Here is a 25,708-nt window from a genome sequence, read left to right as displayed (position 1 = left end):
GGCTCACAGGGCCGACCGTGCTCGCCTCCCTCGTTCCTCGGGAGGCTCCGCGCGCTCGGCCCTGTTCCCCCGGCCGCGCCCCTTCGGCTCACTCGCCGGCCCTTGTAGGTACCCGTCAAGTCCCCTTCAGGCCAGTCCCGGCTCGTCCTGGGGCAGCCAGGAGCCGGAGGGGCGCTCCAGCCATCCCTCTTCCGCCCCCAGCTCGGCGGCGGCGGCCCGCAGCGCGTCGAGGCCGGGATGGCGCAGCCCCTTGCGCCACACCAGGCTCACGGGTGACAGGGGTACGGGGTCGACGAGCGGCCGCAGGACGCAGCCCGGCATGGGCGGGAAGTCGACGACGGCGAGGACCGGGTTGCGGTGCTTGGCCATGATGCGGCGGAACTCCTCGTGGCCGATCGCCAGCGGCGCGGGCGGGGCGACCTCGATGCCGCGTCCGGCGAAGAGCCGGGCGGCGAGGTCGGTCCACTCCAGCGTGCGTTCGTTGCCCGCGCCCGCGTAGATCCGCTCCCCGGCGAGACCGGCGAGCGGCACCTCGGGCAGACCGGCGAGCGGGTGGTCCTCGGGGAGTATCACGGCCATCCGCTCGTACCGCACGAACTGGGAGCCGAGCCGCGCCCGCAGCCCGGCGTCGAGCCCTCCGTACCGGCCGAAGGAGGTGTCGAGCCGTCCGGCGACGATGTGCCGCACGGCTCCGGTGAGCCCGCTCTCGTAGCGGGCCATCAGCTCCTGCTCGGGGGCGAGTTCACGGGCCCGGCGCAGGACGCGCTCGTGCGCGAGGCCGGGGGTGTTCAGGTCGACGAGGAGGGGCCGGGAAGCGGAGCGGAACGCCTCGGTCAGCTCGTCGTGGGCGGCGAGCACCCGCCGCGCGTACGGGAGGAGGCGCTCGCCGTCCGGGCTGAGGGACACCTGCCGGGTGGTCCGTACGAAGAGCTCGGCGCCCAGTTCGCGCTCCAGGCGCCGGATGTCGCGGCTGAGGGCCTGCTGGGCGACGTAGAGGCGGGCGGCGGCCCGGGTGAAGTGGAGTTCCTCGGCGACGGCGGTGAAGGCGCGCAGCAGCCGGGGATCGGCGTCGTACGGGGACGAGGGGGAAGAGGAGGAGGGGGCGACCACCGGCCCATTCAACAACACAGGCGCGTGAATGGTCACCGAACAGGTGTTGGACCCCTCGGGCCCGCTCCCCCGAACCTTGAGCCATGCCGCCACCGGACCTCACCCTGACCCCCGCCGGCCCGGCCGTCGCCCCCCGCTACCGCAACCGGCCGGCCACCACCCCCCGCCCCCACGACCACGACGGCGACCGCCAGCACGACGGCGATCGCCACCACGCACACGACCGGCCGAAAGTCGCCCCCGGCAACCCGTACCTGCGCCTCTTCACCCTCCCCGGCACACGCGCGTTCACCGCGGGCAACCTGATCGCCCGGCTGCCCATGGGCATGTTCGGCGTCAGCGCCGTGATCATGATCGCGGCGGCGTACCACTCGTACGCGCTCGCGGGCGCGGTCACCGCCACCGGCATGGCCGCAGGGGCCGTCACGGCCCCCTGGATCGCCCGGCTCGTCGACCGGTACGGCCAGGCGAGGATCGCGGTCCCCGCCACCGCCTACGCCGTCCTCGGCCATCTGGTCCTGCTGCTGTGCGTGCACCAGCGGGCACCCCTCTGGACCCTGTTCGCCACGACGGCCCTCACCGCCACCGCCCCGAACACGGGCGGCATGTCCCGGGCCCGGTGGGCGCACCTCCTGAAGGGCGACCAGGACGCCCTGCACACCGCCAACTCCTTCGAGCAGGCCGCCGACGAACTCTGCTTCATGCTCGGCCCGGTCGTCGCCGCGGTCCTCTGCTCGGCCTTCTTCCCCGAGGCGGGCACGCTCACGGCCGCCGCCCTCTTCCTCGGCGGCGTCCTGGTCTTCGCCGCCCAGCGCTCCACCGAACCGCCGATCGCACCGCGCACCACCGCCGGCTCCCCGCTGCGGGTCCCCGGCATGGTCGCCCTCATGGCGGCCTTCCTGGCCACCGGAGCGGTCTTCGGCTCGATGGAGGTGGTGACCCTCGCGTACGTGGACGGCCCCGTCGCGGGACCCGTCCTCGCCCTCCAGGCCGCGGGCTCCTGCGCGGCGGGCCTCCTCTACGGCCGGGCCCGGCGCACCGCCCGGCTCCGCACCTGCCTGGCCGCGATGGCCGTCCTCATGACGCTGCCGCTGCTCGCCGCCTCGACCGGCTCGCTGCTCGCGCTCGCCGCCGGGCTCCTGGTGGCGGGCATGGCGACGGCTCCGACGATGGTGACGGGCATGGGCCTGGTCCAGCGCCTGACGCCCGCGTCGCAGCTCAACGAGGGCATGACCCTGGCGGTGACCGCCCTCCTCGGCGGCATCGCGGCGGGCTCGGCCACCGGCGGGTGGGCCGCCGACCACGCCCCCTTCCCCGCCTTCGGCTTCCTGATACCGCTCGCGGCGGCGACCCTGGCTCTGACCCTCTGCGCGGCGACCGGGGTCGGCCGCCGCGCTCCGGCCTGACGGATCAGGACTGTCGCAGCGGCGGCATCGGCACCTGCACCCCGTACGCGGTGGCACCCGCCCCGGCACCGCCCGCGCACCCGTTGGGCTCCTGCGTCCCGAGGCCCCGCGTGGACGGTTTCTCCGCGGCCCAGAACATGTAGCCGAGCAGGCCGGACGTGGTCCCCGCCCCGTTCGGGGCCGCGTTCCGCACCCAGTCCCCGGTCGCCCGCTGCAGCGAGTTCGCGAAGTCGGTGCACTCGGGCAGCGGGCTGCGCCCGTACGCGAGGTAGAGCCCGGCCGTGAACTTGGCGGGCGCGAGCGGGGCGACCGGCGGCGCGTACTGGGACTTGCCGTCGATGTGCTCCTGCCAGTTCGCGATGTGCGAGCTCGCGGAGGTGGGCCGGGCCGTCACCATCGCGTTGGCGTAGTCGAGGACGGGCTTGTCGGTGCGCAGCCAGTCGGCGGTCGCCTTGCGGTTGATGTCGATGAGCCAGCGGTCGCCGGCGGCGGTGTCGATGGTGAGCCGGGCGGCCGGCCGCGTACCGGAGGCGTCGTAGGGGTGCACGGAGCGGTAGGCGTCGATGAAGGCCTGCAGCCCGGTGAGGTTCGGGGCGGTGTTCTGCTCGTAGTCGATCTCGATGCCGACGCCGAGGTCCGCGGCGACCGCGGCGGCGCGCAGACCCAGCTGGGTGGCGTTCTCCGTGAGGGCCGCGTCCCATTCGTCGGTGTACGTGAGCCCGCCGATGGACAGCATCACGCGGATCCCGCGCGAGGTGAAGTACTCGACGATCTCGCGGTTCATCCCGACGGGAACGCCGTCGGCGGTGGTGGCGTCGGTGGTGCGGCGCAGCAGTTTCAGCGGCTCCACGAAGCTGAGCACCACGAGGTTGACGGAGGGGCGTCCGTCACCGCGGTCGACCAGCCAGTGGTTCTTGGCGTCGAACTCGGCGACGTCGCGGACCGTGCCCCAGGTGCAGTAGTCGTCCCCGCAGTGCCAGGCCCCGTAGACCTGCACGGGTGCGGCGGCGGACGCCGGGGTGGCGACGGGGACGAGGAGGGCGAAGAGCATGAGCAGGACCGAGAGAGGTCTGTGGCGCATACGTACCTCCGGGAGTGCCGTTGCGTGGGGGCGGCCACGGCAGAGTGGCAGGTCCAGACCAAGCCGACAAGAGGGCCTGCGGAGGCGCCCGAAGGCCGGGCACGACAAAGGCCCGGCGGTCGTCGTGACGACTGCCGGGCCTCGGCCCACATGGGGTGAGGTGTCCGAGCGGGCAACGCCCTTCGGACTCTCGGTGGAGATGGCGGGAATCGAACCCGCGTCCAACGGTACGGAAACAGAGCTTCTCCGTGCGCAGTCCGCTACGAGTTTCTCAGCCCCGGAGATCACGCGGACAAGTCTCCGACGGGCTCAGTCACTGTTTGATTTCCCTCTTACCCCCGTGACCGGGGTGAGAGGTTTAGATCCCTAAATGACGCCAGGATCCGGGTCGGGACCACCCCCGGGCTGACGCTCCTCACAGAGGCTTCTTGTCGTTACCTAAAAATTAGGCAGCGAGGGCGAAGCGGGAGTTATCGCTCTTGGAGTTGGCGATTATTGGTTGCGACATATGGTTTACGAGATCATTGCCGCTTCCTCGGCACGCTTCCTCTGCATCGGTATCCGCTGTCGAAACCGATCATCCCCATGTTTTTTTATCAACGTGCACCCCCCTTGCGAGGCGTGCACGGCCCATCGTACGTGACCGACGGGCACTGGTGCCAGCGTATTAGCCGCGACCCGCACCGCCAGGACGGGCCCTAGGCGATCTTGGCCGCCCGCTGCCGGCGCTTGGCCGCCGCGATGGCCCGGTTGGTCTCGCGGGTGTCCTGCTTCTCGCGCAGGGTCTGCCGCTTGTCGAACTCCTTCTTGCCCTTGGCGAGCGCGATCTCGACCTTGACCCGGCCGTTCAGGAAGTACAGCGCGAGGGGCACGATCGTGTGACCCGTCTCCTGGGACTTCGACTCCAGCTTGTCGATCTCCTCCCGGTGCAGCAGCAGCTTCCGCTTCCGCTTCGCCGAGTGATTGGTCCAGCTGCCCTGCATGTACTCGGGCACATGGATGTTGTGCAGCCACGCCTCGTGGTTGTCGATCTGCACGAAGCCGTCGACCAGCGAGGCCCGGCCCATCCGCAGCGACTTCACCTCGGTGCCCATGAGGACCACACCGCACTCGTAGGTGTCGACGATGTGGTAGTCGTGGCGCGCCTTCTTGTTCTGCGCGATGAGCTTGCGCTCCGGCGCCTTGTCCGTCGTCTTCTTCGCAGGCTTGCCCTGCACGTTCACGAGTCCCTTTGCCATAGTGCGGTCATTTTCGCACTACGAGCCCCCTCCGAGGCCACTCAATACCGTCTTCGCTCGTTCCTCGGCCCGTTCCCCGGCCGTCAGGTCCGGAGTGATGCCGCGGCCGTCCACCGTGTGTCCGGCCGGTGTGCGGTAGTGGCCGACGGTCAGCTCGGCGACCGAACCGTCCGGCAGGGTGCTCGGCATCTGGACCGCCCCCTTGCCGAAGGTGCGCGAACCCACCGTGACCGCCCTGCCCCGGTCCTGGAGGGCGCCGGTGAGCAGCTCGGCCGCGCTCATCGTGCCCCCGTCGATCAGCGCCACCAGGGGCCGGCCGGTGTCGCCGCCCCCCTCCGCGTACACGGCCCGCTGCTCGCCCTCCACGTCGTACGTGGCGACCAGACCGCCGTCGAGGAAGGCGGAGGCGGCCACGGCGGCCTCGGCGACCAGGCCGCCCGCGTTGCCCCGCAGGTCCAGGAGGACTCCGGCGCCGGCCGGGGCGGCGCGTACCGCGTCACGCACGCGCGTACCGGCGCCCTTGGTGAAGGCGGCGACCCGGATGAGCAGGGTTCCGTCGTCCAGGCGGCGGACGGTGACCGGGTCCGTGGCCAGCCGGGCCCGGTGCAGGGTCCGCGTCCAGGCGGCGCGCCCGCGCTCGACCCGGAGGGAGACGGCGGAGCCCGGTACGCCGTCGCCGCGCAGCAGGGCGACGACCTGGGAGACCGCGAGGCCGTCGACCGGGCGTCCGTCGACCGCGACGAGCCGGTCGCCGGCCTTGAGCCCGGCCCGCTCGGCGGGGCCGCCCGGCTGCACCCGGGTCACCTGGACGCGGTCCCCGCCGGCCCGGCCCGCGGAGAGCCCCACGCCGGTGTAGGCCCCGTCGAGGGCCTGCTCGAACTCGGCGTACTCCTTCTTGTCGTACACCGCGCCCCAGCGGTCGCCGCTGCGGCTGACGAACTCCTCGGCGGCCTGCTTGCCCGACTTCCCGTCGGCCATGGCCGCGGCGGCGGCACGGTTCAGGGCGGCGCTGTCGACGGGCGCGCCTGCCGGGGACCGCTGCCCCGCGCGCGTGGACGCCCCCGCGGACTCGCCTGCGGGCTCCTGCCGGGGCAGTGAGCCGGTGGCGGCGGCGGTGGCGAGGACTCCGGCGAAGACCAACGTCAGAACGGCCCCACGGAGTACTCCGCGGGGCCGGATACAGAGGTGGTCGGTGCCGGCCGGCATGGCGCCCACTCTAGGACAAGGCGATGGCGCCGCACGGGCTTTGACCGTACGGCGCCATCCACCGGCAGAGGTGTCTCTCACACCTTCAGGTACTTGCGCAGCGCGATGAAAGCGGCCACCGCGGGCATGAGGAGACCGATGGCGATCACGAGCGGCAGCTTGGCGAGGACGGCGTCCCAGCCGATGAAGTTGACGAGCTGCATCTTCTCCGCGAGCGCGATGCCGTTGTCGATCAGGAAGTACCGGCCGACGAGCAGCAGCACACAGGCGACCGCGCCGCCCAGGAGCCCGGCGAAGGCGGCCTCCATGATGAACGGCATCTGGATGTAGAAGCTCGACGCGCCGACGAGCCGCATGATGCCGGTCTCTCTCCGGCGGCTGAAGGCCGAGACGCGGACCGTGTTGACGATCAGCATCAACGCGATGACGAGCATCAGGCCCATGACGCAGAGAGCGGCGATGTTCATGCCGTTCATCAGGTCGAACAGGTCCTCCAGGGTGTCCCGCTGGTCCTGGACGGACTCGATCCCGTCACGGCCCGCGAAGGCCGTGGCGATCACCTTGTACTTCTCCGGGTCCTTGAGCTTGACCCGGAAGGACTCCTGCATCTGGTCCGGCGTGATGACGGAGGCGATGGCCGTCTCGCCGTACTCCTCCTTGTACCGCTTGAACGCCTCGTCGGTCGACTCGTAGTAGACGGTCTCGACGATGTCCATCTTCTGCAGATCGGCCTTGATCTGCTCCTTCTGCTGTGCCGTGACCGCGCCCTTGGGGCACTTGACCCCGTCGGCCGCGTCGGCCCTGTTGCAGAGGAAGAGGGAGACGTTGACCTTGTCGTACCAGAAGTCCTTCATCGTGCTGACCTGCTCACGCATGAGCAGGGCACCGCCGAAGAGGGCGAGCGAGAGGGCCACGGAGATGACGACGGCGAAGGTCATCGTGAGATTGCGCCGGAGACCGATGCCGATCTCCGAGAGCACGAACTGAGCGCGCATGGTGTGTTCTGTCCCCTACCTGCTCAGTGCTGGTATCCGTAGACGCCGCGCGCCTGGTCGCGGACGAGGCGACCCTTCTCGAGCTCTATGACGCGCTTGCGCATCTGGTCGACGATGTTCTGGTCGTGGGTCGCCATGACGACGGTGGTCCCTGTCCTGTTGATGCGGTCGAGCAGCTTCATGATGCCGACCGAGGTCTGCGGGTCGAGGTTGCCGGTGGGCTCGTCGGCGATCAGCAGCATCGGGCGGTTGACGAAGGCGCGGGCGATGGCGACACGCTGCTGCTCACCACCGGAGAGCTCGCCGGGCATCCGGTCCTCCTTGCCGCCGAGCCCGACCAGGTCGAGCACCTGCGGCACGGCCTTGCGGATCTCGCCGCGCGGCTTGCCGATGACCTCCTGGGCGAAGGCCACGTTCTCGGCGACGGTCTTGTTGGGCAGCAGGCGGAAGTCCTGGAAGACGGTGCCGAGTTGACGCCGCATGTGCGGCACCTTCCAGTTGGACAGGCGGGCGAGGTCCTTGCCGAGGACGTGCACCTGGCCTTGACTGGCGCGCTCCTCACGCAGGAGCAGCCGCAGGAAAGTCGACTTTCCGGAGCCTGAGGAACCGACGAGGAAGACGAACTCCCCCTTCTCGATCTCCAGGGAGACATCCCGGAGCGCGGGGCGGTTCTGCTTCGGATAGGACTTGGAGACGTTGTCGAATCGGATCACGGATGCACCACGGTCGGCCGGGAGTAGGTGTGCGTGACCTTACGCGAACGGGGAAGGCCCGCGCAGTCGCGGTCCTGGCTTGCGACGTTTATCCTTTTCGCCCCCGCGCACGGGGGCGGGACGATCCGACGGGGCGCGCCGAAACGCCGGGGAGCTGGCACAGTGGTAGGGGGAACGCCCGGACCCCTCCGGACGTTGTCCAGGTGTAGCCCCCAGTGCGGGAGGAGGAGAGCGCATGACCTATGACCGACTGGTGTGCGCCAACTGCGCGGCCCCGGTCGCCGAGGGCCGCTGCCCCGTCTGCCGCGCGAACCGGGAGCGCCTGACCCCACAGGGTCCGTCGCCCGCGATGCTGCTGACGCTGGCGGTCGCCCTGCTGGCCATGATCGCGTTGCTCGCGATGGTCCGCACGGCCTAGAGCCGCCTTTCGGATCGCTCTGGGCGCATCCGGGTGTCACGCGGACGCCACACGAGCCGGACGTACGAGGAAGGGCCGGGGAGAGATCTCCCCGGCCCTTCCCCTTTCACGCACGTACGCTCACGCGCTCACGCGGGTCCGTCAGACGGCCGCGCGACCGCCACCGGCGACGAGGCGCGGCAGCATGCGGAAGCCGATGCCGCCGGCGATCATCGTCGCGGCACCGATGACCAGGAACGAGGTCTCGGCCGCACCGGTCTCGGCGAGCTCCTCCTTCGCCTGACCCTGCTGCACGGGCTGCGAGCCGGCGTTGTTGGTGTCGGTGTTGCTGTTGCCGCTGTCCACGCACTCGGCGCCGTCGAGGTCGACGGTGCAGGTGCCGGGGTCGGCGCTACCGGAGTCGGTACCGTCCTCGTCCGGGGTCACGGGCGAGTCGGTGGAACCGGGGTTGCCGTTCCCGTTCCCGTTGCCGTTGCCGTTGCCGGGGTTGGTGGTCTCGCCACCGCCGGGGTTGGTGGTCTCGCCACCGCCGGGCGGCGTGGTCTCCACCGGCGGGGTCGTCTCCACGGGAGGCGTGGTCTCCACCGGCGGGGTCGTCTCCACCGGAGGCGTGGTCTCCACGGGAGGCGTGGTCTCCACCGGCGGGGTCGTCTCCACCGGCGGGGTCGTCTCCACGGGAGGCGTGGTCTCCACCGGCGGGGTCGTCTCCACCGGAGGCGTCGTCACCGGCGGAGGCGTGATCTCACAACCGGGGCTCCCGGGAAGGCACGTGGGATCCGAGGTCGGGCTGTTGCCGAAGGCGCCCACGGCCTGCGCCGCACCCGCCGCGGTGAGCGACGCGCCGGCGGCGATCACCGCACCGGCGGCGATGCGCGCGATACGGACTCGCATCTGCTTGGTCATCTAGCTGCTACCCCCAGTAGCTCATCTCGTCATGGGGCAGCGCTCGGGGCAGCGACAGAAGCGGCTCACTGCTGGCCGGCCCCCGTTCACACACGCCCCGGAAATGCGCATGCCAGTACGCCACCCTTCCGAGTTTCCGATGCAGCGTCAAGGTCGTTGCGCGTGCGATGCCCGAAAGATCACGGAGTGCCCCACATGCGGGGATGCAACTGTGACGTAAACCCAGAACTCCGGGCCCCCCGGCACCAGTTCCCTTGTCGACAAAGCGCCCCGCACACCGTGTTTCCGCTTGCGTCAGCGAATCCGCCGGACGACGACGGACTCCGTCGGACGACGACGGGCCCCGCACCGGAAGGTGCGGGGCCCGAACGCGTGCTGTGCCGAGGCTACTTGTCCTGCTGCTTGCGCCAGCGGATGCCCGCCTCGAGGAAGCCGTCGATCTCACCGTCGAGGACGGCCTGCGGGTTGCCGACCTCGAACTCCGTACGGAGGTCCTTGACCATCTGGTACGGGTGCAGGACGTACGAGCGCATCTGGTTGCCCCAAGAGCTGCCGCTGTCCTTCAGGGCGTCCATCCTGGCCCGCTCCTCCTGGCGCTGACGCTCCAGGAGCTTGGCCTGGAGGACGTTCATGGCGCTCGCCTTGTTCTGGATCTGGGAGCGCTCGTTCTGGCAGGAGACGACGATGCCGGTCGGGAGGTGCGTGATGCGCACGGCCGAGTCGGTCGTGTTGACGCCCTGGCCGCCGGGGCCCGACGCGCGGTAGACGTCGATGCGCAGCTCGCCCTCGTCGATCTCGACGTGGTCGGAGGACTCGACGACCGGCAGGATCTCGACACCGGCGAAGGAGGTCTGGCGGCGGCCCTGGTTGTCGAAGGGCGAGATGCGGACCAGGCGGTGGGTGCCCTGCTCGACGGAGAGCGTGCCGTAGGCGTACGGCGCCTTCACCACGAAGGTGGTCGACTTGATGCCGGCCTCTTCCGCGTACGAGGTCTCGTAGATCTCGGTGGAGTAGCCGTGGCGCTCCGCCCAGCGCAGGTACATGCGCTGGAGCCGCTCGGCGAAGTCGGAGGCGTCGACGCCGCCCGCCTCCGCGCGGATGTTGACCAGCGCCTCACGCTCGTCGTACTCGCCGGACAGGAGGGTGCGGACCTCCATCTCGTCGAGGGCCTTGCGGACGGAGACGAGCTCCGTCTCGGCCTCGGCGAGGGTGTCCGGGTCGTCCATCTCCTCGGCGAGCTCGAAAAGCACCGCGAGGTCGTCGATGCGGCCGCGCAGGGTCTCGGTCTTGCGGACCTCGGCCTGGAGGTGCGAAAGCTTGCTCGTGATCTTCTGCGCCGCCTCCGGGTCGTCCCACAGGGACGGGGCCGCGGCCTGCTCTTCGAGCACGGCGATGTCGGCCCTCAGCTTCTCGAGGTCCAGGACGGCCTCGATCGACCCCATGGTCGAGGAGAGGGACTTCAGCTCTTCGGATACATCGACGACTGCCACGCGTCCAGCGTAACGGCTCCGGGCAAGGAGCCGAACCTTTGGCCACGACGGCCGACCACGACGGCCCGACAGGTCCTACGGCAGCGAGGACTGCTTCGAGTCCTGCGGCGGCGCGTCCGCGTCCCCCGAGACGGCGAGGTAGCCACCGGCGCCGAGCGCCCCCGCGACGAAGACCGCCGCGACGGTGAGCGTGATCCGGCGCTTGCGGACGGCGCCCGCCTTGTGCCGGGCCGAGCCGGGGCGGCGCGCGCCCGCGGGTCTCGGGGCTCTCGCGGTGCCGAGCGGCCCGCCGGAGAGCTCGTCGGGGGCCGGGACCCGCATGGAGGTGTGGGTGTCGCGGTTGGAGTCGGCGGAGGCGCCCGGGACGAGCGGGACGGCGGCGCGGCGCGGTGCCGGTTCCCCCGCGCCCGTACCGGTGGCGTACGCCTCCGGTTCCGGGTCCGCCGCCGATCCCTGGTCCGAGTCCAGCTCGTCCACGTCGAGCGGCGGGATGCCCTTGAGCAGCGGCAGCACGTCCTTGAGGCGGGCGGCCAGCTCGGAGGCGCGCAGCCGGGAGGCCGGCGCCTTCGCCAGGCACTGCACGAGCAGCTGCCACAGCTCCTCGGGGATGCCGGGGAGGGGGACGACGGTCTCGGTGACGTGGCGGCGCAGGACGGCGCCGGGGTGGCCGCCGCCGAACGGGGTGAAGCCGGCGAGCAGCTCGTACAGGACCGTCGCGAGGGCGTAGATGTCGACGGCGGCGCGCGGCGGGAGGCCCTCGACGATCTCGGGGGCGAGGTAGTCGGGAGTGCCGATGATCCGGGTGGCCTTGGTACGGCCGGGGGTGTCGATCAGCTTGGCGACGCCGAAGTCGGTGAGCAGGGCGGGGTGGGCGCCGCCGGGTCCGAGCGGGCCCTCCATGTCGAGCAGGATGTTCTCGGGCTTGACGTCCCGGTGGACGACTCCGGCGGCGTGCGCGGCGGAGAGGGCGTCGGCGACGTCGGCGATGATCGCGACGGCGGCCTCGGGGGCGAGCCGCCGCTCCCGGTCCAGGCGGGTGCGCAGGTCGGTGCCGCGGACGAGGTCCATGACGAGGGCCAGGTCGTTGCCGTCGACGACGAGGTCGCGGACCTTGACGACCCGGGGGTGGTCGAGGCCGAGCAGGGCGGTGCGCTCCTGGACGAAGCGGCCGACGAGTTCCTGGTCGGAGGCCAGGTCCTCGCGCAGCAGTTTGACGGCGACGGGACCCTCGGGCCCCTCGCCGAGCCACACCGTTCCGGCACTGCCCCGCCCCAGGATCTGGTGGGTGGTGTAGCGGCTGCCGATGTTCCGTGCCAAGACTGCTCCCTCAGCGGCTGCGGTTCGCGTGCAAAGTTACGCGTCCGCAGCCGCCGGACGTCACTTCCGAGCGGAAATCACCCCTCGGAAGTCGATAAATCGGCAGTATTACTCGGTATTACTGCCCTGTACCGCCGGTAGTACCCCCGGTGTCGGTGGCCTCGCCGATCGTGGAGATCCAGTCGGTCACCGTCGAGATGCCGTCGCCGATGGCCTCCCAGTAGCTCTTGCCCTCGGCGATCCAGTCCTGGAGCGGGGTCAGCTCCCAGACGAGCCAGCCCGCGACCACGAACAGGACGATCATGACGAGACAGCCCTTGAGGCAGCCGAGGCCGGGGATCCGCACCGGGTTGGCACTGCGCTGACGCGGCGGGCGCGGCTCGCGCGGCGCCGGGGCCTGGGGCGGCGGCTGCGGCGGCTGGTACTGCTGCTGGGGCGGGGCGTACTGCTGCGGGGCGGGCGGCGGCGCGTACTGCTGCGGCTGCTGGTGCTGCGGCGGATACGGCTGGGGGGCCGGGCGCTGCGGGGCGGGACGCTGCTGCTGGTACGGCTGCGGCGGCTGCTGCTGCCCGTAGCCGCCCGGGGCGCCCTGCTGTCGGCCCTGCGGCGGCTGCTGGGGCTGCCGCTGCGGGCGGCGGCGCAGCGGGTCCTCGCTGGGGTCCAGGTACTGCACCTGCGTCTGCTCGTTGCGGTCGCGGGCCGCGCGGAGCTGGTTCTGCCAGGGGTGCGGTTCCTCCGATGGCGCGCCCTGCGGCGGCTGCGGCGGCACGGGCGGCATGACGGCCGTCGGGTCGGCGGCGCCCGAGGGGCCGCTGGTCGGCATGACGCTGGTCGCGCCCGCGGGGTCGTACCGCGGCGGCGTCCCGGCGCCGCTGGGCAGCACCTGGGTCGGGTCCGCGGCCCCCGGGGTCTCGGGGACCGGCGCGGGCGCCGGGTCGGGGGCGAGGAGCGCGCCGACGCCGTCCGCCGCCTCGATCTGGGCGGGGGTGGCGTGCACGCCGATGCCGGCGGCGACCGCGCGCAGGCCTCGGGCGAGGTTCACGGCGCTCGGCCGCCGGTCCGGGTCCTTGCTGAGGCAGCGCTCTATGACGGTCCACAGGGGTCCCGGCACGGTCGAGGGGCGGCGCGGCTCCTCGCTGAGGTGCCGGTGCAGGACCTCCAGGGCGGTGCCGCCCGCGAACGGCGGGCGGCCGGTGACCAGCTCGTAGAGCAGGATGCCGGCGCCGTAGATGTCGACGGCGGAGGTCTGCGGGCGGCCCTCGGCGGATTCCGGAGCCACGTACGCGGGCGTGCCGACGAACTCGTGGGTGCGGGTCAGGCCCGGGGAGTCCGCGAGGCGGGCGATGCCGAAGTCGGTGAGCATCGGGTGCATCTGGCCGCCCTGCTCGGCGAGCAGCACGTTGGCCGGCTTCAGGTCGCGGTGGACGACGCCGTCGGCGTGGCTGGCGGCGAGCGCGTCGGCGATCTGGGCGGTCAGGAGGGCGGCGGCGACCGGGGTGAGCGGGCCGCTCTCCCTGATGTACCGGTGCAGGTCGGGGCCCTCGACGAGGTCCATGACGAGCGCGAGGACGTCGCCCTCCACGACCAGGTCGCGGGTCCGCACGATGTTCGGGTGGGTGAGCCGGAGCAGCACGGACCGCTCGCGCAGGAAGCGCATCACGATGTCCGCGTCGTTGGCCAGCTCCTCCTTGAGGACCTTGATCGCCACGGTCTCGCCGGGCTGGCCGGGCACGGCCGCCTCGGCGCCCGCCGTCTCCCGCTGGCGGGCTCGCCAGACGGTGCCCGTGGCGCCGCGGCCGAGCGGCTCCTCGAGCAGGTACTTGCTGCCGATAGGCCGCACGTCACGCGCTCCCTGCTGATCGTGGTCCTGGGGTGGTCCGGATCGATTCCCGGGGCCCCTGTCCTCTGTTGTGACCCGTCCGGGTGTCCGACCCACTTTAGTGCCGCCGATCGGGGTACAGGCCGGTCGTCCACAGGCCGGTTCCGATGCCGGTTCTGTCCGAAAGGAGACGCTTCCGAGGCCGCGACGGTTGCCGCGCATGTTCCGAAGGCATGCTCAACCGGGCACTTTTGCGTGCACAGCCGACCATTCAAGATCACTTCCGGCCGACCCGGGGGCGGGTTGTCGGTGGCAGGTGCGAGGATGCCTCCAGCACGTCGCATCGGTGGGGTCGGGAGCCCCCGCGCCGTGCCGACCTGTACCGGGCGACGCGTCCGTGCCGGGTGGGGGGCGACACGGGCGGTTCCCCTGCCGGGCATCTCGCGCAGAAGGGACCGCTGACGGCGATGCAGATCCGGCTGACCGTCCTCGCGCCGTACGCCGGCCACGGCGCCGGGCGCGCCTGCGACGTGCTCGTCACGGCCCCGCCCGGGACGGCGCTCGCCGCCGTGGCCTCGAATCTCGCCGCCGCCGTCACGGGCCCCGACACCTCGGCCTCCGGCACGACCGTGCTCTACGCGGGCGCGGAGCGGCTCGACACCCGCCGCTGTGTGCTCGGCGAACCCCCGCTGGTCGACGGCGCGGTGCTCTCCCTGCAGGTCCCCGGCCCCGACGACCGCGCCGGCGAGACGGCCGCCGCCCGGCTGCACGTGGTGGCGGGTCCGGACGCCGGAGGGGTGCACCTGCTGCACGGCGGACCGATCAGAATCGGCCGTTCCGTCGACGCCGACGTACCGCTCGACGACCCGGACGTCTCCCGCGCGCACTGTGTGGTGACCGTGGGCGAGGACGGCCGGGTCACGGTCGCCGACCGCGGCTCGACGAACGGCACGACCCTCGACGGCGTGCCGGTCGGCGACCGCCCCGTCCGGTTCCGTCCGGGCGCGCTGCTGCGGCTCGGCGAGTCCGCGCTGCGTCTGACCGGCCCCGGCGACGACCTCAGCGGTACGGGCGCGACGACCCCGGCACCCGACGGCGAAGGCCATCTGCGGGTCACGGTCGGGACGAACGGGCGGGACGGTGACGAGGGCCGGGACGGCCGAGACGCCTCCGCGCCCACCGACCGCACCGACCGGAGCGCGCGCACGGTCCACGCGGGCGTGCCCGGCACGGCTCCCCGAAGCCCCGCGGACGACACCACCCACGGCGGCGCGGGCGGGGTCCTGTTCGACAGCGCGGCTCAGGACGCGTACGACGGCCCGTACGGCGCCGGATCCCCGGGCCACGCGCGCGCGGGGGACCACCCCGGCGGGTACGAGGGACCCGGCAGCGGTGGCGAGGCCCACAGCAGGACCCGCCCGTCGCGCCAGGCCCCGGGCGACGACCCGGCCGCCCCGACGCCCCCGGCCGCGTCCGCCCGTGCGGCGGGCAAGCGCGGGCTCGGCGCGTGGGCCCGACGACTGGCCGGCGGACGCGAGGAGCTCCCGGAACCCGCCCCCGACGCCCGTACGGCCCCGGAAACCCACACCGGCCGACGGACCGGCGCCGACCCGCGGGACGGCGCCCCCGCGCCCGTACCGGTGGCCGGCACCTGGCCCGATCCGGCCACCGTGCTCCTCACCGCCCTCGGCCCCGGGCCCCGGCTCTGGGAGCGCGGTCAGGACCACCCCGAATCCCTGGTGGTGCGGCTCGGCACGACAGACCGCGCGGAGCTCTCCGGCGTCCCGGTCACCGTGGACCTGCGGGAGGCCGGTTCCCTCGGCCTCGCGGGCCCCGCCGACCGGCTCGCCGGTCTCGCCCGGTCGGTGGTCGCCCAGCTCGCCGCGCTGCACTCCCCCGCCGACCTGGAGATCGTGCTGATCAGCGCCGACCGGAACCGCTCGCTCGACGAGCGGCGGCGCGCCTGGGGCTGGCTCGGCTGGCTCCCGCACGTCCGGCCGGCCCACGGCCAGGACTGCCGGCTGCTCCTGGCGTACGACCGCGAGCAGGCCCACGCCCGTACGGCGGAGCTGACCCGCCGGCTCGACGACGGTCCGCTCGGTCCCGGCTGGCCCAACGCCGACCGCGCGTCCGTCGCCGAGGCCGCGGCCCGCCACGAGGGGACGACGACGGTCGTGGTCGTGGACGGCGACCCCGGTTCGGCGGCGCTGCGCGAGACGGTGGCGCGGCTGGCCGGAGCCGGAGCGGCGGCCGGCATCCATCTGCTGTGCCTCGCCGAGGCGCCCTCGGCCTCCCCGGTCTCCCCGGTGGCCGCCACCTACGAGACGGCGTGCGCCGCGTCCCTCGCGTTCCGCGAGTGCGGGGCCGCCGTGCTCCTCAGCGGCGACGTGGCGACGGCGCTGCGGCTGCTGCGGACCTCCGGCGGACGGGTCGCGGGCCACGGCACCGTCGGCGTCGTCGACGCGGTCTCCGTCGCCTGGGCCGAGCGGTTCGGCCGCGCGCTGGCCCCGCTGCGTACGGACACGGCGGCGCAGCCGCACGGCCGGGCCGCGGCGCTGCCCCCGTCGGTACGGCTCCTCGACGAGCTCGGGCTCGCCCGCGCCACCCCCGCGTCGCTGATGGCCCGCTGGGCCTCCGCCGGGGACGGCACGGCCGTCCTGGGCGCCGGTCCGCGCGGCCCGCTGGCCGTGGACCTGACCCGGGAGGGCCCGCACCTGTTGATCGAGGGCCCGGCGGGAAGCGGACGGACGGAGCTGCTCCGCTCGATCGCCGCCTCGCTCGCGGCCGGCGGGCGCCCGGACCGGCTAGGACTCCTCCTGGTGGACGGGGCGGGCGGCGAGCGCGGCGAGGGACTCGCCGTCTGTACGGAGCTGCCGCACGTCACCGAGCACCTGGTCGCCTCCGACCCGGTGCGGATGCGGGAGTTCGCGCAGGCCCTCGGCGCGGAACTGAAGCGCCGGGCCGAGCTGCTCGGCGACGGCCACTTCGCCGACCGCCGGGGGCCCCGCGCGGCGCCCTCCGCCGCCGACCGGATGATCGGCCAGCGCGCGCCGAGCGCGGCGGAGTCCGTGCCGCAGGGCGCTCGCGCGACCGTCCGGCTCCAGGAAGCGGGCGATCTCGACGGCCGTACGAGCGGCCGGACCCTGCGCACGGGCGACGGCACGATCGGCGCCCTCCCGAGCACCCGGAGCGGGCGCACGGGCGACCCGTACCCGCCACCGGAGGACCTGGGCGGCCGCCCCAGCGGCCGGATCACGTACTCCGGAGATCTCGACGGCCGCCCGAGCGGCCGCACTCCGTACCCGGACGCCGCCGACAGCCTCGGCAGCCGGCCCAGCGGCAGGACCCCGTACCCGGGAGACCTCGACGGCAGGGCGAGCGGCCGGACCGCGTACCCCGGCGCCGACGACCTCGGCGGGCGCCCGAGCGGCAGGACGGCGTACCCCGGAGACCTCGACCACCGGGCGAGCGGCCGGACCCCGTACCCCGGCGCCGACGACCTCGGCGGGCGGCCAAGCAGCCGGACGCTCCGCACGGGTGACGGCGACCTCGCCCACCACCCCGGCGGGCGCGTGCCCCGGTCCGTGGACGGTTCGCCCGACGAGCGGGCCGGTGCGCGGACCCGTCAGGGCGGTGACGCCTTCCTGGGCGACACGCCCAGCGGGCGCCTGCCCCGGCGGGACAGCGGCCACCTGGACGACCGCCCCAGCAGCCGCACCCTGCGCACGGGCGACGGAGACCTCACGGACAGCCCGAGCGGCCGCGTCCCCCGCTCCACGGCCGACGAAGCGGCCGGTCGCACCGGCCGCACGTCGGGCATCGACGCCGGCGGCCGGATCCCCCGGCCCGGCATCGGCGACCGGCCCGCCATCGGCGAGCCGACCGCCGTCCGGGCCGGTGGCCCCGCCCACCTCCCCCGGCTCGTCGTCCTCGTCGACGACTTCGACGCCCTCGTCGCCCCCGCGCTCGGCGCCTCCGGCCGACCCGCGGCCGGGTCCGTCGTGCGGGCCCTGGAGGCCGTCGCGCGCAACGGCGAGCGGCTCGGCGTACACCTCGTCGCGACCTCCGCGCGCCCCGACCGGACCGCCGACACGGAGCTGGCCCACGGGGCCCGGCTGCGGATCGTGCTCGACGCGCCCCCGGTGACCGCCGGGCCCGACGTACCGGCGGCCGGGCGCGGGCGGCTCGGACATCCGGACGGCCGGGTCACCCCCTTCCAGGCGGGCCGCGTCACCGGCCGGATCCCCCGGACGGCGACGCTCCGCCCGACGGTCGTCCCGCTGGAGTGGGAGCGGATGGGCGACCCGCCCACCCGCCGCCCGGTCCGCGAGCTGGGCAACGGACCGACGGACCTGGCCCTCCTCGCGAGCGCGCTCGACCGGGCGGCCCGCTCGGTCGAGGCGACGCCCGTACCCCCGCTCACCCCCGCGACACACGGCTGACGGCACGTCACGAGGCCGTCACGATCGCCCTCTTGAACCGGAAGGCGGTATTGCGGGGCCCCCTCCACCCGGCGTAGACCTGTCGGCACGGGACAGCGAAGCGCACGGGAGAGACGGGGCAGCGATGCGTACAACTCTTCGTCCACGCAGGGCCGCGGTGACCATGACGGCGTTCACCGCACTCGCCGCACTCGCCCTCGCGGCGTGCGGCGGCGGTGGAGCCGAGAAGGACCAGGGGAACCCCGCGCCGAGCGGCGGCGCGCTTCCCCTCAAGGGCGAGAAGATCGAGGTCGCCGCCGTATGGACGGGCCCCGAGCAGGAGAACTTCACCAAGGTCCTGCGGGAGTTCGAGAAGCGCACCGGCGCGACCGTCACCTTCGTGCCGGCCCAGGACCCGATCGTGAACTTCCTCGGTACGAAGATCGCGGGCGGGTCGCCGCCGGACGTGGCGATGCTGCCGCAGGTGGGCGCGATCCAGCAGGCCGCCGCCCAGAAGTGGCTGAAGCCGGTCGGCCCGGAGGCCGAGGCCCAGCTGGCGGCGAACTACTCGCGCGGCTGGCAGGAGCTCGGCGCGGTCGACGGCACCCAGTACGGGGTCTACTTCAAGGCCGCCAACAAGTCCCTGGTCTGGTACAACTCCGCCGTCTTCGAGAACGCGGGCGCCACCGAGCCGAAGACCTGGAAGGAGTTCCTGACCACGGCCGAGACGATCTCGGCGTCCGGCGTCACCCCCGTGTCGGTGGGCGGCGCGGACGGCTGGACCCTCACCGACTGGTTCGAGAACGTCTACCTCTCGCAGGCAGGCCCGGCCAAGTACGACCAGCTCGCGAAGCACACGATCAAGTGGACCGACCCGTCGGTGACCGCGGCCCTGACCACGCTCGGCGAACTGTTCGGCAAGCCGGCGCTGCTCGCCGGCGGCACGAGCGGGGCGCTGCAGACGGAGTACCCGACCTCGGTCACCCAGACCTTCACCGGCGGCGACCAGCCGAAGGGGGCGATGGTCTTCGAGGGCGACTTCGCGGCCGTCAACATCGCGCAGACCGAGGCGAAGATCGGCACGGACGCGAAGGTCTTCCCCTTCCCCACCGTCGGCTCGGGCAGCAGCCCCGTGGTGACGGCGGGCGACGCCGCCGTGGCCCTCAAGGACACCAAGGGCGCGAAGGCGCTGCTCGCCTTCCTCGCCTCCCCGGACGCGGCGAAGATCTGGGCGGCCGAGGGCGGCTTCCTCTCCCCCAACAAGAACCTGGACCCGGCGGCGTACCCGAACGACGTCCAGCGCGAGATCGCGAAGGCGCTCATCGGCGCCGGTGACGACTTCCGCTTCGACATGTCGGACCAGATGCCGCAGTCCTTCGGCGGGACGCCGGGCAAGGGCGAGTGGAAGGCGCTCCAGGACTTCCTGAAGAACCCCAAGGACATCGCGGGCACGCAGGCGCGTCTCGAGGCGGACGCGGAGAAGGCGTACCGGGCCGCGGCGAAGAGCTGAGGCCCCGGCATGCCGAGCACCGCCCCCACCCGCAAGGGCAGCCGGAACAGGAGCAGGAACAACGGCAGGAGCAGAACGGTGGCCGCGGGCTTCCTGCTCCCCGCCCTGCTCCTGCTCGGCGCGCTCGTCGTCTACCCGATCGGGTACTCCGTCCAGCGCTCGCTCTTCGACCGCTCCGGCGACTCCTTCGTCGGTCTGGACAACTACCTCTCCCTCGTCACCGACGACTCCCTGCGCACCGCCGTCCGCAACAACCTGATCTGGCTGGTTCTCGCCCCGGCCGTCGCGACCGCCCTCGGTCTGGTCTTCGCGGTGCTCACCGAACGGGTGCGCTGGGGTACGGCGTTCAAGCTGGTCGTCTTCATGCCGATGGCGATCTCGATGCTCGCCGCCGGGATCATCTTCCGGCTCGTCTACGAGCAGGACCCGGACCGCGGGGTCGCCAACGCCGTCTGGGTGGGGGTGCACGACACCTTCGCCGAGTCCTCCGGCTTTCCACGGGCCCGGCCGCTGCCCGTGCATCCGCTGAAGGCGGCCGGCGGCGGCGCGTTCGTCACGGAGGAGCCGGTGCGCGCCGGGGAGCCCGTACGGCTTCCGCTGATCGGGGTGGCTCCGGCGCAGATGCCGGAGGAGGCCCGCCCTGCCCGGGAGCCCGCTCCCGCGGCGGGCACGGTCGTCGGCACGGCCTGGCTGGACTTCACCCGGGGCGGCGGCGGGCGGCCGAACGCCGTCGACCCGGCCGAACTGGGCCTGGCCGGGCTGCGGATCGAGGCCGTACGGGACGGGGAGGTCGTCGCCAGGGCCACGGCCGCCGCCGACGGGACCTTCGCACTGCCCGCCGACCGGGTTGACGGAGCCGTACTGCGGCTTCCGGCGAGCAACTTCCGGGAGCAGTACAACGGCGTGGAGTGGCTGGGACCGTCTTTCGTCACCCCTGCGGTCATCGGCGCGTACGTGTGGATGTGGGCCGGGTTCGCGATGGTCCTGATCGGCGCCGGTCTCGCCGCCGTACCGCGCGAGCTGCTCGAAGCGGCGCGGGTGGACGGGGCCAACGAGTGGCAGGTGTTCCGCCGGATCACGGTGCCACTGCTCGCGCCGGTCCTCGCGGTCGTCCTGGTGACGTTGATGATCAACGTCCTCAAGGTCTTCGACCTGGTCTTCGTCATCGCGCCGGGCTCGGCCCAGGACGACGCGAACGTGCTCGCGCTCCAGCTGTACCGCTCGTCCTTCGGTACGGACGCCGATCTCGGGATCGGCTCGGCCATCGCCGTCCTGCTGCTGCTCCTGGTGGTGCCGGTGATGGTCTTCAACATCCGCCGCCTGCGCCGGGAGGCCCGCCGATGAGCCGTTCCGCCGACGTCAGGACCCGGCCCGCCGTGGCGCGGATCGCCGCCCGTGCCGCCGGGGGCGCGGTACGCGTGTTCCTCGTGCTCACCGGCCTGTTCTGGCTGCTGCCGACGGTGGGGCTGCTGCTCTCCTCGCTGCGCTCGCCCTCGGACATCGCGGCGGGCGGCTGGTGGCAGGTGTTCACGGCCCCGGCCCGGCTGACCACCGAGAACTACGCGCATCTCCTCGCGAACGACACGATCACCGGCTCCCTCGCCTCCACCGTCATGATCACCGTCCCGTCCACCCTGCTCGTGCTCGCCATCGGCTCGTTCGCCGGGTACGCGTTCGCGTGGCTGGAGTTCCCGGGCCGGGACTGGTGGTTCCTCGGCGTGGTCGCCCTGCTCGTGGTCCCGGTGCAGGTGGCCCTGGTGCCGGTGTCGAAGCTCTTCGGCGCGGTGGGGCTCTTCGAGACGACCCTCGGGGTGGTGCTCTTCCACACGGCCTTCGGCCTGCCGTTCGCGATCTTCCTGTTGCGGAACTTCTTCGCGGAGATCCCGCGCGAGTTGCTCGAAGCGGCGCGGCTGGACGGGGCGGGCGAGGTCCGCCTCTTCACCCGGGTGGTGCTGCCGCTCGGCGGTCCCGCGATCGCCTCGCTCGGCATCTTCCAGTTCCTGTGGGTGTGGAACGACATGCTGATCGCGCTGATCTTCGCGGACTCGCAGTCGCCGCCGATCACGGTGGCGCTCCAGCAGCAGGTGCGGCAGTTCGGCAACAACGTGGACGTGCTCGCGCCGGGCGCCTTCGTGTCGATGGTGGTTCCGCTGGTGGTGTTCTTCGCGTTCCAGCGCCAGTTCGCGTCGGGGGTGATGGCGGGCGCGGTGAAGTAGCGGTCCCCCTCGGACGCGCGGCGCCGCCACCGGCCCTGGCCGGGGCGCCGCCGGCTCAGGCCCTGAGCGCCGCCACCGCCGACCGCGCGAGATCGTCCACGTACCCCGGGGGCAGTTCCGTACGGACGACGGCGAGCCGCCAGTAGAGCGGTCCGACGATCAGGTCGAGGGCGCGGCCCGGGTCGGCGCCCTCGGGGAGTTCGCCGCGCGCGACGGCCTCGCGGACGATGCGGGTGACGACGCCCCGCTGGCCGTCGAGCAGCGCGGCGGTGACCGCCTCCGCGATCTCGGGGTGCCGGGCGGCCTCGACGAGCAGGTCGGGAATGACCTGGGAGGCGACCGGGTGGCGCAGGGCGCCCGAGGCCACTTCGAGGAGGGCGCGCACGTCCCCGTGGAGGGAGCCGGTGGCGGGGGCCGGCATGCCCTGGGCGGCGAACGCGCCGACGAGGTCCAGGACGAGGGAGAGCTTGGACTTCCAGCGCCGGTAGACGGCGGTCTTGCCGACTCCCGCGCGGCGCGCGATGCCCTCGATGGACATCCGGGCGAAGCCGACGGCGGCCAGCTCCTCGAAGACGGCGGCGCGGATGGCCTCGGTGACGTCCTCACGGAGCACGGCGGCGCCGGCGGGGGCGCGGCGGGGGGTCGGATCGGTCATGAACGGCATCCTAACCAACGGCGACGCCCCGAAAGCGTCACGACGATACGGTTGCGTTCCGACGCTTGGAGTCCTACTGTCCCCGTAGCGACGATACGGACCCGTTCCATCGCCGAGGATGCCCGCACCCTTCGTCGGAAGACCCGCCCGTGACCACCCAGAGCCTCGCCCCACCGGAAGCCCTCCCTTCGGCGGCTCCCCCACAGGACCTCCGCGCCCTCGCCCTGCGCCACGGCCTCACCGTGAGCGGCGCCCGCCCCTCCCTCCCTGCGTACGCACGGCAGCTCTGGTCCCGCCGCGCCTTCATCACCGCCTTCGCGAGCGCCCGCCTCACCGCCCAGTACAGCCAGGCGCGCCTCGGCCAGGTCTGGCAGCTGATGACCCCGCTGCTCAACGCCGCCGTCTACTACGCGATCTTCGGGGTCCTGATGAACGCCAAGCACGGCGTTCCGGACTACGTCCCCTTCCTCATCACCGGCATCTTCGTGTGGACCTTCACCTCCCAGACGCTCACCGCCGGCACCCGGGCGATCAGCGGCAACCTGGGCCTGGTCCGCGCCCTCCACTTCCCGCGCGCGAGCCTGCCCATCTCGCTCGCACTGCAGCAGCTCCAGCAGTTCCTGCTGTCGCTCGCCGCGCTCGTCGTGATCCTGTTCGGCTTCGGCGAGTTCCCCGCCCCGAGCTGGCTCCTCGCGATCCCCGCGCTGTTCCTCCAAACCCTGTTCAACACGGGCGCGGCGCTCGTCCTGGCCCGGCTCGCCGCCCGCCTCCCGGACGTCTCGCAACTGATGCCGTTCGTGCTGCGCACCTGGATGTACGCCTCCGGCGCCATGTGGTCGATCCAGAACCTGGCGAGCGACGGACGCTTCCCCGCGGGCGTGGTGCTGGCCCTGCAGTGCAATCCGGCGGCCGTCTACATCGACCTCATGCGCTTCGCTTTGATCGGGAGCTACACCTCGGCCCAGCTGCCGCCGCACGTCTGGGCACTCGCCGCCGGCTGGGCCCTGCTGGCCTTCGGGGGCGGTTTCATCTGGTTCTGGAAGGCGGAGGAGTCGTACGGACGTGGCTGACACCGAACGCGTACCCACCGTCGTGGCCGACGGCGTCCACATCACGTACACGGTCCGGAACGGCCCCTCCGGCACCCGGCGCGTGCACGCCGTGAAGGGCGTCAGCTTCGCCGCGTACAAAGGCGAGGCAATTGGCCTGATCGGTTCGAACGGATCTGGGAAATCCACCCTCCTGAAGGCCGTCGCGGGCCTCCAGCCCGTCGAGCGCGGCCAGGTCTACACCCAGGGGCAGCCCTCGCTCCTCGGCGTCAACGCGGCCCTGATGGGTGATCTGACGGGCGAGCGGAACGTGATCCTGGGCGGCCTCGCGATGGGCATGAGCCGCGCCGAGGTCCGGGAGCGCTACGACGACATCGTGGAGTTCTCCGGCGTCAACGAGAAGGACGACGCGATCTCCCGCCCCATGCGGACGTACTCCTCCGGGATGGGGGCCCGGCTGCGGTTCGCCATCGCCGCCGCGAAGAGCCACGACGTCCTGCTCATCGACGAGGCCCTGGCCACCGGCGACGCACGCTTCCGCCGCCGCAGCCAACGGCGGATCGACGAACTGCGGGCGGAGGCGGGGACGGTGTTCCTGGTCAGCCACTCGAACTCCACCATCACGGAGACCTGCGAGCGGGCGCTGTGGCTGGAGGCCGGCACGCTCCGGATGGACGGCCCGGCGCGCGAGGTGGTGGCGGCGTACGAGGACTTCACCGGAGCGGGGAAAACACGGCAGACATGAGAAACAGGGCAAACAGCGCATAGCGGTCTACAGTGCGGAAGGATGACGAACGATCACCCCCAGTCGCCCCCGCAACCGCCGCCACCGCCACCGCGCACCGGAACCGAGCCCCCCGCGCTGACCGGCTCCCCCTTCGCGTCGGACACCTTCACCTCCGCCACCTTCGTCACGGTCGGCAGCGGCCCCCTCCTCGCCCTCGCCTCCGTCTGGCTGCTCACCCGCGTCGGCATGGTCCTGCTGCTCCTCCGCGACACCCTCGGCATCGGCGGCGTCGGCCGCGAGGTGGACCTCTACCACCACTGGTACGGGCAGTTCGCGCAGGGCACCTTCCCGGCCGGCGACGTCACCTGGCAGTACCCGCCCGGCGCGGGGCTGGTGATCATGTCGCCGGGCGTCCTCCCCTGGCTGACCTACTTCCAGGCGTTCGTCGCCCTCGCCCTCCTCGCCGACGCGGTCATCGCCTGCGCCCTCGCCCGCGCCGACAGCGCCCGGCTCACCCACGGCGCCTGGTTCTGGGTCTGCGGCCTGCCGCTCCTCCTCCACCTGCCGCTCGCCCGGTACGACGTCCAGACCACCGCCCTCGCCGTCCTCGCCCTGCTCGCCCTCGGCGGCCGCTCCACCGCCGCCCACCAGCTCGGCGGCGCGCTCGCCGGGATCGGCGCGATGGTCAAGGTCTGGCCGGTGCTCGCTTTGATCGGCACCCCCCGGGGCCGTACCACCAAAGAGGCCTGGACCGCCGCCGCCGTCGCGGCCGTCGCCCTCCTCGCCACCCTCGCGCTCTTCTTCTCCGGGCCCCTGGGCTTCCTTCGCCAGCAGGGCGACCGGGGCATCCAGATCGAGTCCCTCGGCGGCACGGCGCTCGCGCTCGCCCAGGCCACCGGCGCCTGGCCGGGCAGGGTCGAGTTCCGCTACGGGGCCTTCGAGTACGTCGGCCCGTACGTCTCCAGCATCGGTCACCTCGCCCTGCTGCTCACCGTCATCGCCTTCGGCTGGCTGCTCCTGTGGCGCCTCCAGGCCCGCCGCTGGACCCCCGCCACCCCGCTCGACGCGGCCTTCACCGCCGTCCTGCTGTTCACCGCCACCAGCCGGGTGATCAGCCCCCAGTACATGATCTGGCTGCTCGGACTCGCCGCCGTCTGCCTGACCTGCCGCGACACCGTGATGCGCCCGGTGGCGCTGCTCCTGCTGCCGGCCGCCGCGCTGAGCTCGCTCGCGTACCCCGTCCTGTACGACCAGGTCATCGCGGGCACCGCCCAGGGGCTCGCCGTGATGGTGCTCCGCAACGCCCTGCTGCTCGCGGCGGCCCTGCTCGCCGCCCGCCGCCTGTGGACCTCGACGGTCGCGACCACCGTGGAATGACGTAAGGCCGGGAACGACGGAGAAGCACACGGAACGACGGAGAGCACGGAACGACGG

Annotated in this window: 20 protein-coding genes and 1 other RNA gene; 9 read left to right on the top strand and 12 right to left on the bottom strand. The window is 72.9% G+C overall.

Annotation, left to right across the window (positions count from 1 at the left end):
- Positions 1–126 precede the first annotated feature (126 nt).
- A complete protein-coding gene (locus IO20_RS0130635; protein WP_037636652.1) occupies positions 127–1,110 on the bottom strand; it encodes a LysR family transcriptional regulator in 984 nt (327 codons plus the stop codon).
- Positions 1,111–1,193: 83 nt separating this feature from the next.
- On the opposite strand from IO20_RS0130635, the gene IO20_RS0130630 reads away from it, so the two are divergent.
- Positions 1,194–2,516, top strand: a complete 1,323-nt coding sequence (locus IO20_RS0130630; RefSeq protein ID WP_245685114.1) for an MFS transporter — start codon at positions 1,194–1,196, stop codon at positions 2,514–2,516.
- A gap of 4 nt (positions 2,517–2,520) precedes the next feature.
- Here IO20_RS0130630 and IO20_RS0130625 read toward each other — a convergent pair whose 3' ends face one another.
- From IO20_RS0130625 to ftsE, 6 genes are all read right to left on the bottom strand, one after another.
- Positions 2,521–3,597 (bottom strand): glycoside hydrolase family 18 protein, encoded by a 1,077-nt coding sequence (locus IO20_RS0130625; RefSeq protein WP_211270444.1) that lies wholly within the window; start codon positions 3,595–3,597, stop codon positions 2,521–2,523.
- 191 nt (positions 3,598–3,788) lie between these two features.
- Positions 3,789–4,182, bottom strand: a transfer-messenger RNA (tmRNA) gene (gene ssrA, locus IO20_RS38110).
- A gap of 113 nt (positions 4,183–4,295) precedes the next feature.
- Positions 4,296–4,835, bottom strand: coding sequence for an SsrA-binding protein SmpB (gene smpB / locus IO20_RS0130620; protein WP_051874975.1), 540 nt, complete (start codon positions 4,833–4,835; stop codon positions 4,296–4,298).
- Between the two features lie 18 nt (positions 4,836–4,853).
- A complete protein-coding gene (locus IO20_RS0130615; RefSeq protein ID WP_030556089.1) occupies positions 4,854–6,041 on the bottom strand; it encodes a S41 family peptidase in 1,188 nt (395 codons plus the stop codon).
- A gap of 77 nt (positions 6,042–6,118) precedes the next feature.
- Positions 6,119–7,036: a permease-like cell division protein FtsX gene (ftsX, locus tag IO20_RS0130610; protein ID WP_030556088.1), complete on the bottom strand. Its 918-nt coding sequence runs from the start codon at positions 7,034–7,036 to the stop codon at positions 6,119–6,121.
- 23 nt (positions 7,037–7,059) lie between these two features.
- The gene (ftsE, locus tag IO20_RS0130605; RefSeq protein ID WP_030223113.1) at positions 7,060–7,749 is read right to left on the bottom strand and encodes a cell division ATP-binding protein FtsE; all 690 of its coding nucleotides are present in this window, start codon (positions 7,747–7,749) and stop codon (positions 7,060–7,062) included.
- A gap of 235 nt (positions 7,750–7,984) precedes the next feature.
- Between ftsE and IO20_RS0130600 the strand changes: the two genes are divergently transcribed.
- Entirely contained in the window at positions 7,985–8,167 is a 183-nt protein-coding gene (locus tag IO20_RS0130600; protein ID WP_030556085.1) for a hypothetical protein, read from the top strand.
- A 141-nt stretch (positions 8,168–8,308) separates the two neighbouring features.
- Here IO20_RS0130600 and IO20_RS0130595 read toward each other — a convergent pair whose 3' ends face one another.
- The 4 genes from IO20_RS0130595 to IO20_RS0130580 all read right to left on the bottom strand — a co-directional run bounded on the left by IO20_RS0130595 (position 8,309) and on the right by IO20_RS0130580 (position 13,717).
- Positions 8,309–9,070 (bottom strand): LPXTG cell wall anchor domain-containing protein, encoded by a 762-nt coding sequence (locus tag IO20_RS0130595; RefSeq protein ID WP_030556084.1) that lies wholly within the window; start codon positions 9,068–9,070, stop codon positions 8,309–8,311.
- Between the two features lie 386 nt (positions 9,071–9,456).
- A complete protein-coding gene (gene prfB / locus IO20_RS0130590; RefSeq protein WP_030556082.1) occupies positions 9,457–10,560 on the bottom strand; it encodes a peptide chain release factor 2 in 1,104 nt (367 codons plus the stop codon).
- Positions 10,561–10,635: 75 nt separating this feature from the next.
- Complete coding sequence (locus IO20_RS0130585; RefSeq protein ID WP_030556080.1) at positions 10,636–11,877, bottom strand: serine/threonine-protein kinase; 1,242 nt, start codon at positions 11,875–11,877, stop codon at positions 10,636–10,638.
- A gap of 118 nt (positions 11,878–11,995) precedes the next feature.
- Positions 11,996–13,717 carry a serine/threonine-protein kinase gene (locus tag IO20_RS0130580; protein WP_030556079.1) on the bottom strand — a complete coding sequence of 574 codons (1,722 nt, stop codon included), beginning with the start codon at positions 13,715–13,717 and terminating at the stop codon, positions 11,996–11,998.
- A 446-nt stretch (positions 13,718–14,163) separates the two neighbouring features.
- On the opposite strand from IO20_RS0130580, the gene IO20_RS0130575 reads away from it, so the two are divergent.
- The 4 genes from IO20_RS0130575 (at position 14,164) to IO20_RS0130560 (ending at position 21,843) form a co-directional block, all read left to right on the top strand.
- A complete protein-coding gene (locus IO20_RS0130575; protein ID WP_030556077.1) occupies positions 14,164–18,138 on the top strand; it encodes an FtsK/SpoIIIE domain-containing protein in 3,975 nt (1,324 codons plus the stop codon).
- 124 nt (positions 18,139–18,262) lie between these two features.
- On the top strand, positions 18,263–19,627 hold the full coding sequence (locus IO20_RS0130570; RefSeq protein ID WP_030556075.1) for an ABC transporter substrate-binding protein: 1,365 nt from the start codon (positions 18,263–18,265) through the stop codon (positions 19,625–19,627).
- A gap of 9 nt (positions 19,628–19,636) precedes the next feature.
- The gene (locus IO20_RS0130565) at positions 19,637–20,971 is read left to right on the top strand and encodes a carbohydrate ABC transporter permease (RefSeq protein WP_078946256.1); all 1,335 of its coding nucleotides are present in this window, start codon (positions 19,637–19,639) and stop codon (positions 20,969–20,971) included.
- Positions 20,968–21,843: a carbohydrate ABC transporter permease gene (locus IO20_RS0130560; RefSeq protein ID WP_030556072.1), complete on the top strand. Its 876-nt coding sequence runs from the start codon at positions 20,968–20,970 to the stop codon at positions 21,841–21,843. The genes IO20_RS0130565 and IO20_RS0130560 overlap by 4 nt, the downstream gene beginning before the upstream one ends.
- 55 nt (positions 21,844–21,898) lie before the next feature.
- Here IO20_RS0130560 and IO20_RS0130555 read toward each other — a convergent pair whose 3' ends face one another.
- Positions 21,899–22,507, bottom strand: coding sequence for a TetR/AcrR family transcriptional regulator (locus tag IO20_RS0130555; RefSeq protein ID WP_106978694.1), 609 nt, complete (start codon positions 22,505–22,507; stop codon positions 21,899–21,901).
- A gap of 140 nt (positions 22,508–22,647) precedes the next feature.
- On the opposite strand from IO20_RS0130555, the gene IO20_RS0130550 reads away from it, so the two are divergent.
- Genes IO20_RS0130550 through IO20_RS0130540 form a run of 3 tightly spaced genes read left to right on the top strand, consistent with a single transcriptional unit; the run spans position 22,648 to position 25,651 of the window.
- Positions 22,648–23,568 (top strand): ABC transporter permease, encoded by a 921-nt coding sequence (locus IO20_RS0130550; RefSeq protein ID WP_030556068.1) that lies wholly within the window; start codon positions 22,648–22,650, stop codon positions 23,566–23,568.
- A 22-nt stretch (positions 23,569–23,590) separates the two neighbouring features.
- Positions 23,591–24,292 carry an ABC transporter ATP-binding protein gene (locus IO20_RS0130545; RefSeq protein WP_425423759.1) on the top strand — a complete coding sequence of 234 codons (702 nt, stop codon included), beginning with the start codon at positions 23,591–23,593 and terminating at the stop codon, positions 24,290–24,292.
- A 42-nt stretch (positions 24,293–24,334) separates the two neighbouring features.
- Complete coding sequence (locus IO20_RS0130540) at positions 24,335–25,651, top strand: glycosyltransferase 87 family protein (RefSeq protein WP_030556064.1); 1,317 nt, start codon at positions 24,335–24,337, stop codon at positions 25,649–25,651.
- The last annotated feature ends 57 nt before the right edge of the window (positions 25,652–25,708 follow it).

It is taken from the genome of Streptomyces exfoliatus (assembly GCF_000725545.1).
In the GTDB taxonomy this organism is placed as follows: domain Bacteria; phylum Actinomycetota; class Actinomycetes; order Streptomycetales; family Streptomycetaceae; genus Streptomyces; species Streptomyces exfoliatus.
The sequence above is the reverse complement of the archived record's forward strand: the minus strand, read 5'-3'. Positions and strand labels throughout refer to the sequence as shown.

Coding starts and splice junctions, on each gene's coding strand:
- IO20_RS0130630 (WP_245685114.1), top strand. CDS start 1,194: ATGCCGCCACCGGACCTCACCCTGACCCCCGCCGGCCCGGCCGTCGCC.
- IO20_RS0130625 (WP_211270444.1), bottom strand. CDS start 3,597: ATGCGCCACAGACCTCTCTCGGTCCTGCTCATGCTCTTCGCCCTCCTC.
- smpB (WP_051874975.1), bottom strand. CDS start 4,835: ATGGCAAAGGGACTCGTGAACGTGCAGGGCAAGCCTGCGAAGAAGACG.
- IO20_RS0130615 (WP_030556089.1), bottom strand. CDS start 6,041: ATGCCGGCCGGCACCGACCACCTCTGTATCCGGCCCCGCGGAGTACTC.
- ftsX (WP_030556088.1), bottom strand. CDS start 7,036: ATGCGCGCTCAGTTCGTGCTCTCGGAGATCGGCATCGGTCTCCGGCGC.
- IO20_RS0130600 (WP_030556085.1), top strand. CDS start 7,985: ATGACCTATGACCGACTGGTGTGCGCCAACTGCGCGGCCCCGGTCGCC.
- IO20_RS0130595 (WP_030556084.1), bottom strand. CDS start 9,070: ATGACCAAGCAGATGCGAGTCCGTATCGCGCGCATCGCCGCCGGTGCG.
- IO20_RS0130575 (WP_030556077.1), top strand. CDS start 14,164: ATGCAGATCCGGCTGACCGTCCTCGCGCCGTACGCCGGCCACGGCGCC.
- IO20_RS0130570 (WP_030556075.1), top strand. CDS start 18,263: ATGCGTACAACTCTTCGTCCACGCAGGGCCGCGGTGACCATGACGGCG.
- IO20_RS0130565 (WP_078946256.1), top strand. CDS start 19,637: ATGCCGAGCACCGCCCCCACCCGCAAGGGCAGCCGGAACAGGAGCAGG.
- IO20_RS0130560 (WP_030556072.1), top strand. CDS start 20,968: ATGAGCCGTTCCGCCGACGTCAGGACCCGGCCCGCCGTGGCGCGGATC.
- IO20_RS0130555 (WP_106978694.1), bottom strand. CDS start 22,507: ATGCCGTTCATGACCGATCCGACCCCCCGCCGCGCCCCCGCCGGCGCC.
- IO20_RS0130540 (WP_030556064.1), top strand. CDS start 24,335: ATGACGAACGATCACCCCCAGTCGCCCCCGCAACCGCCGCCACCGCCA.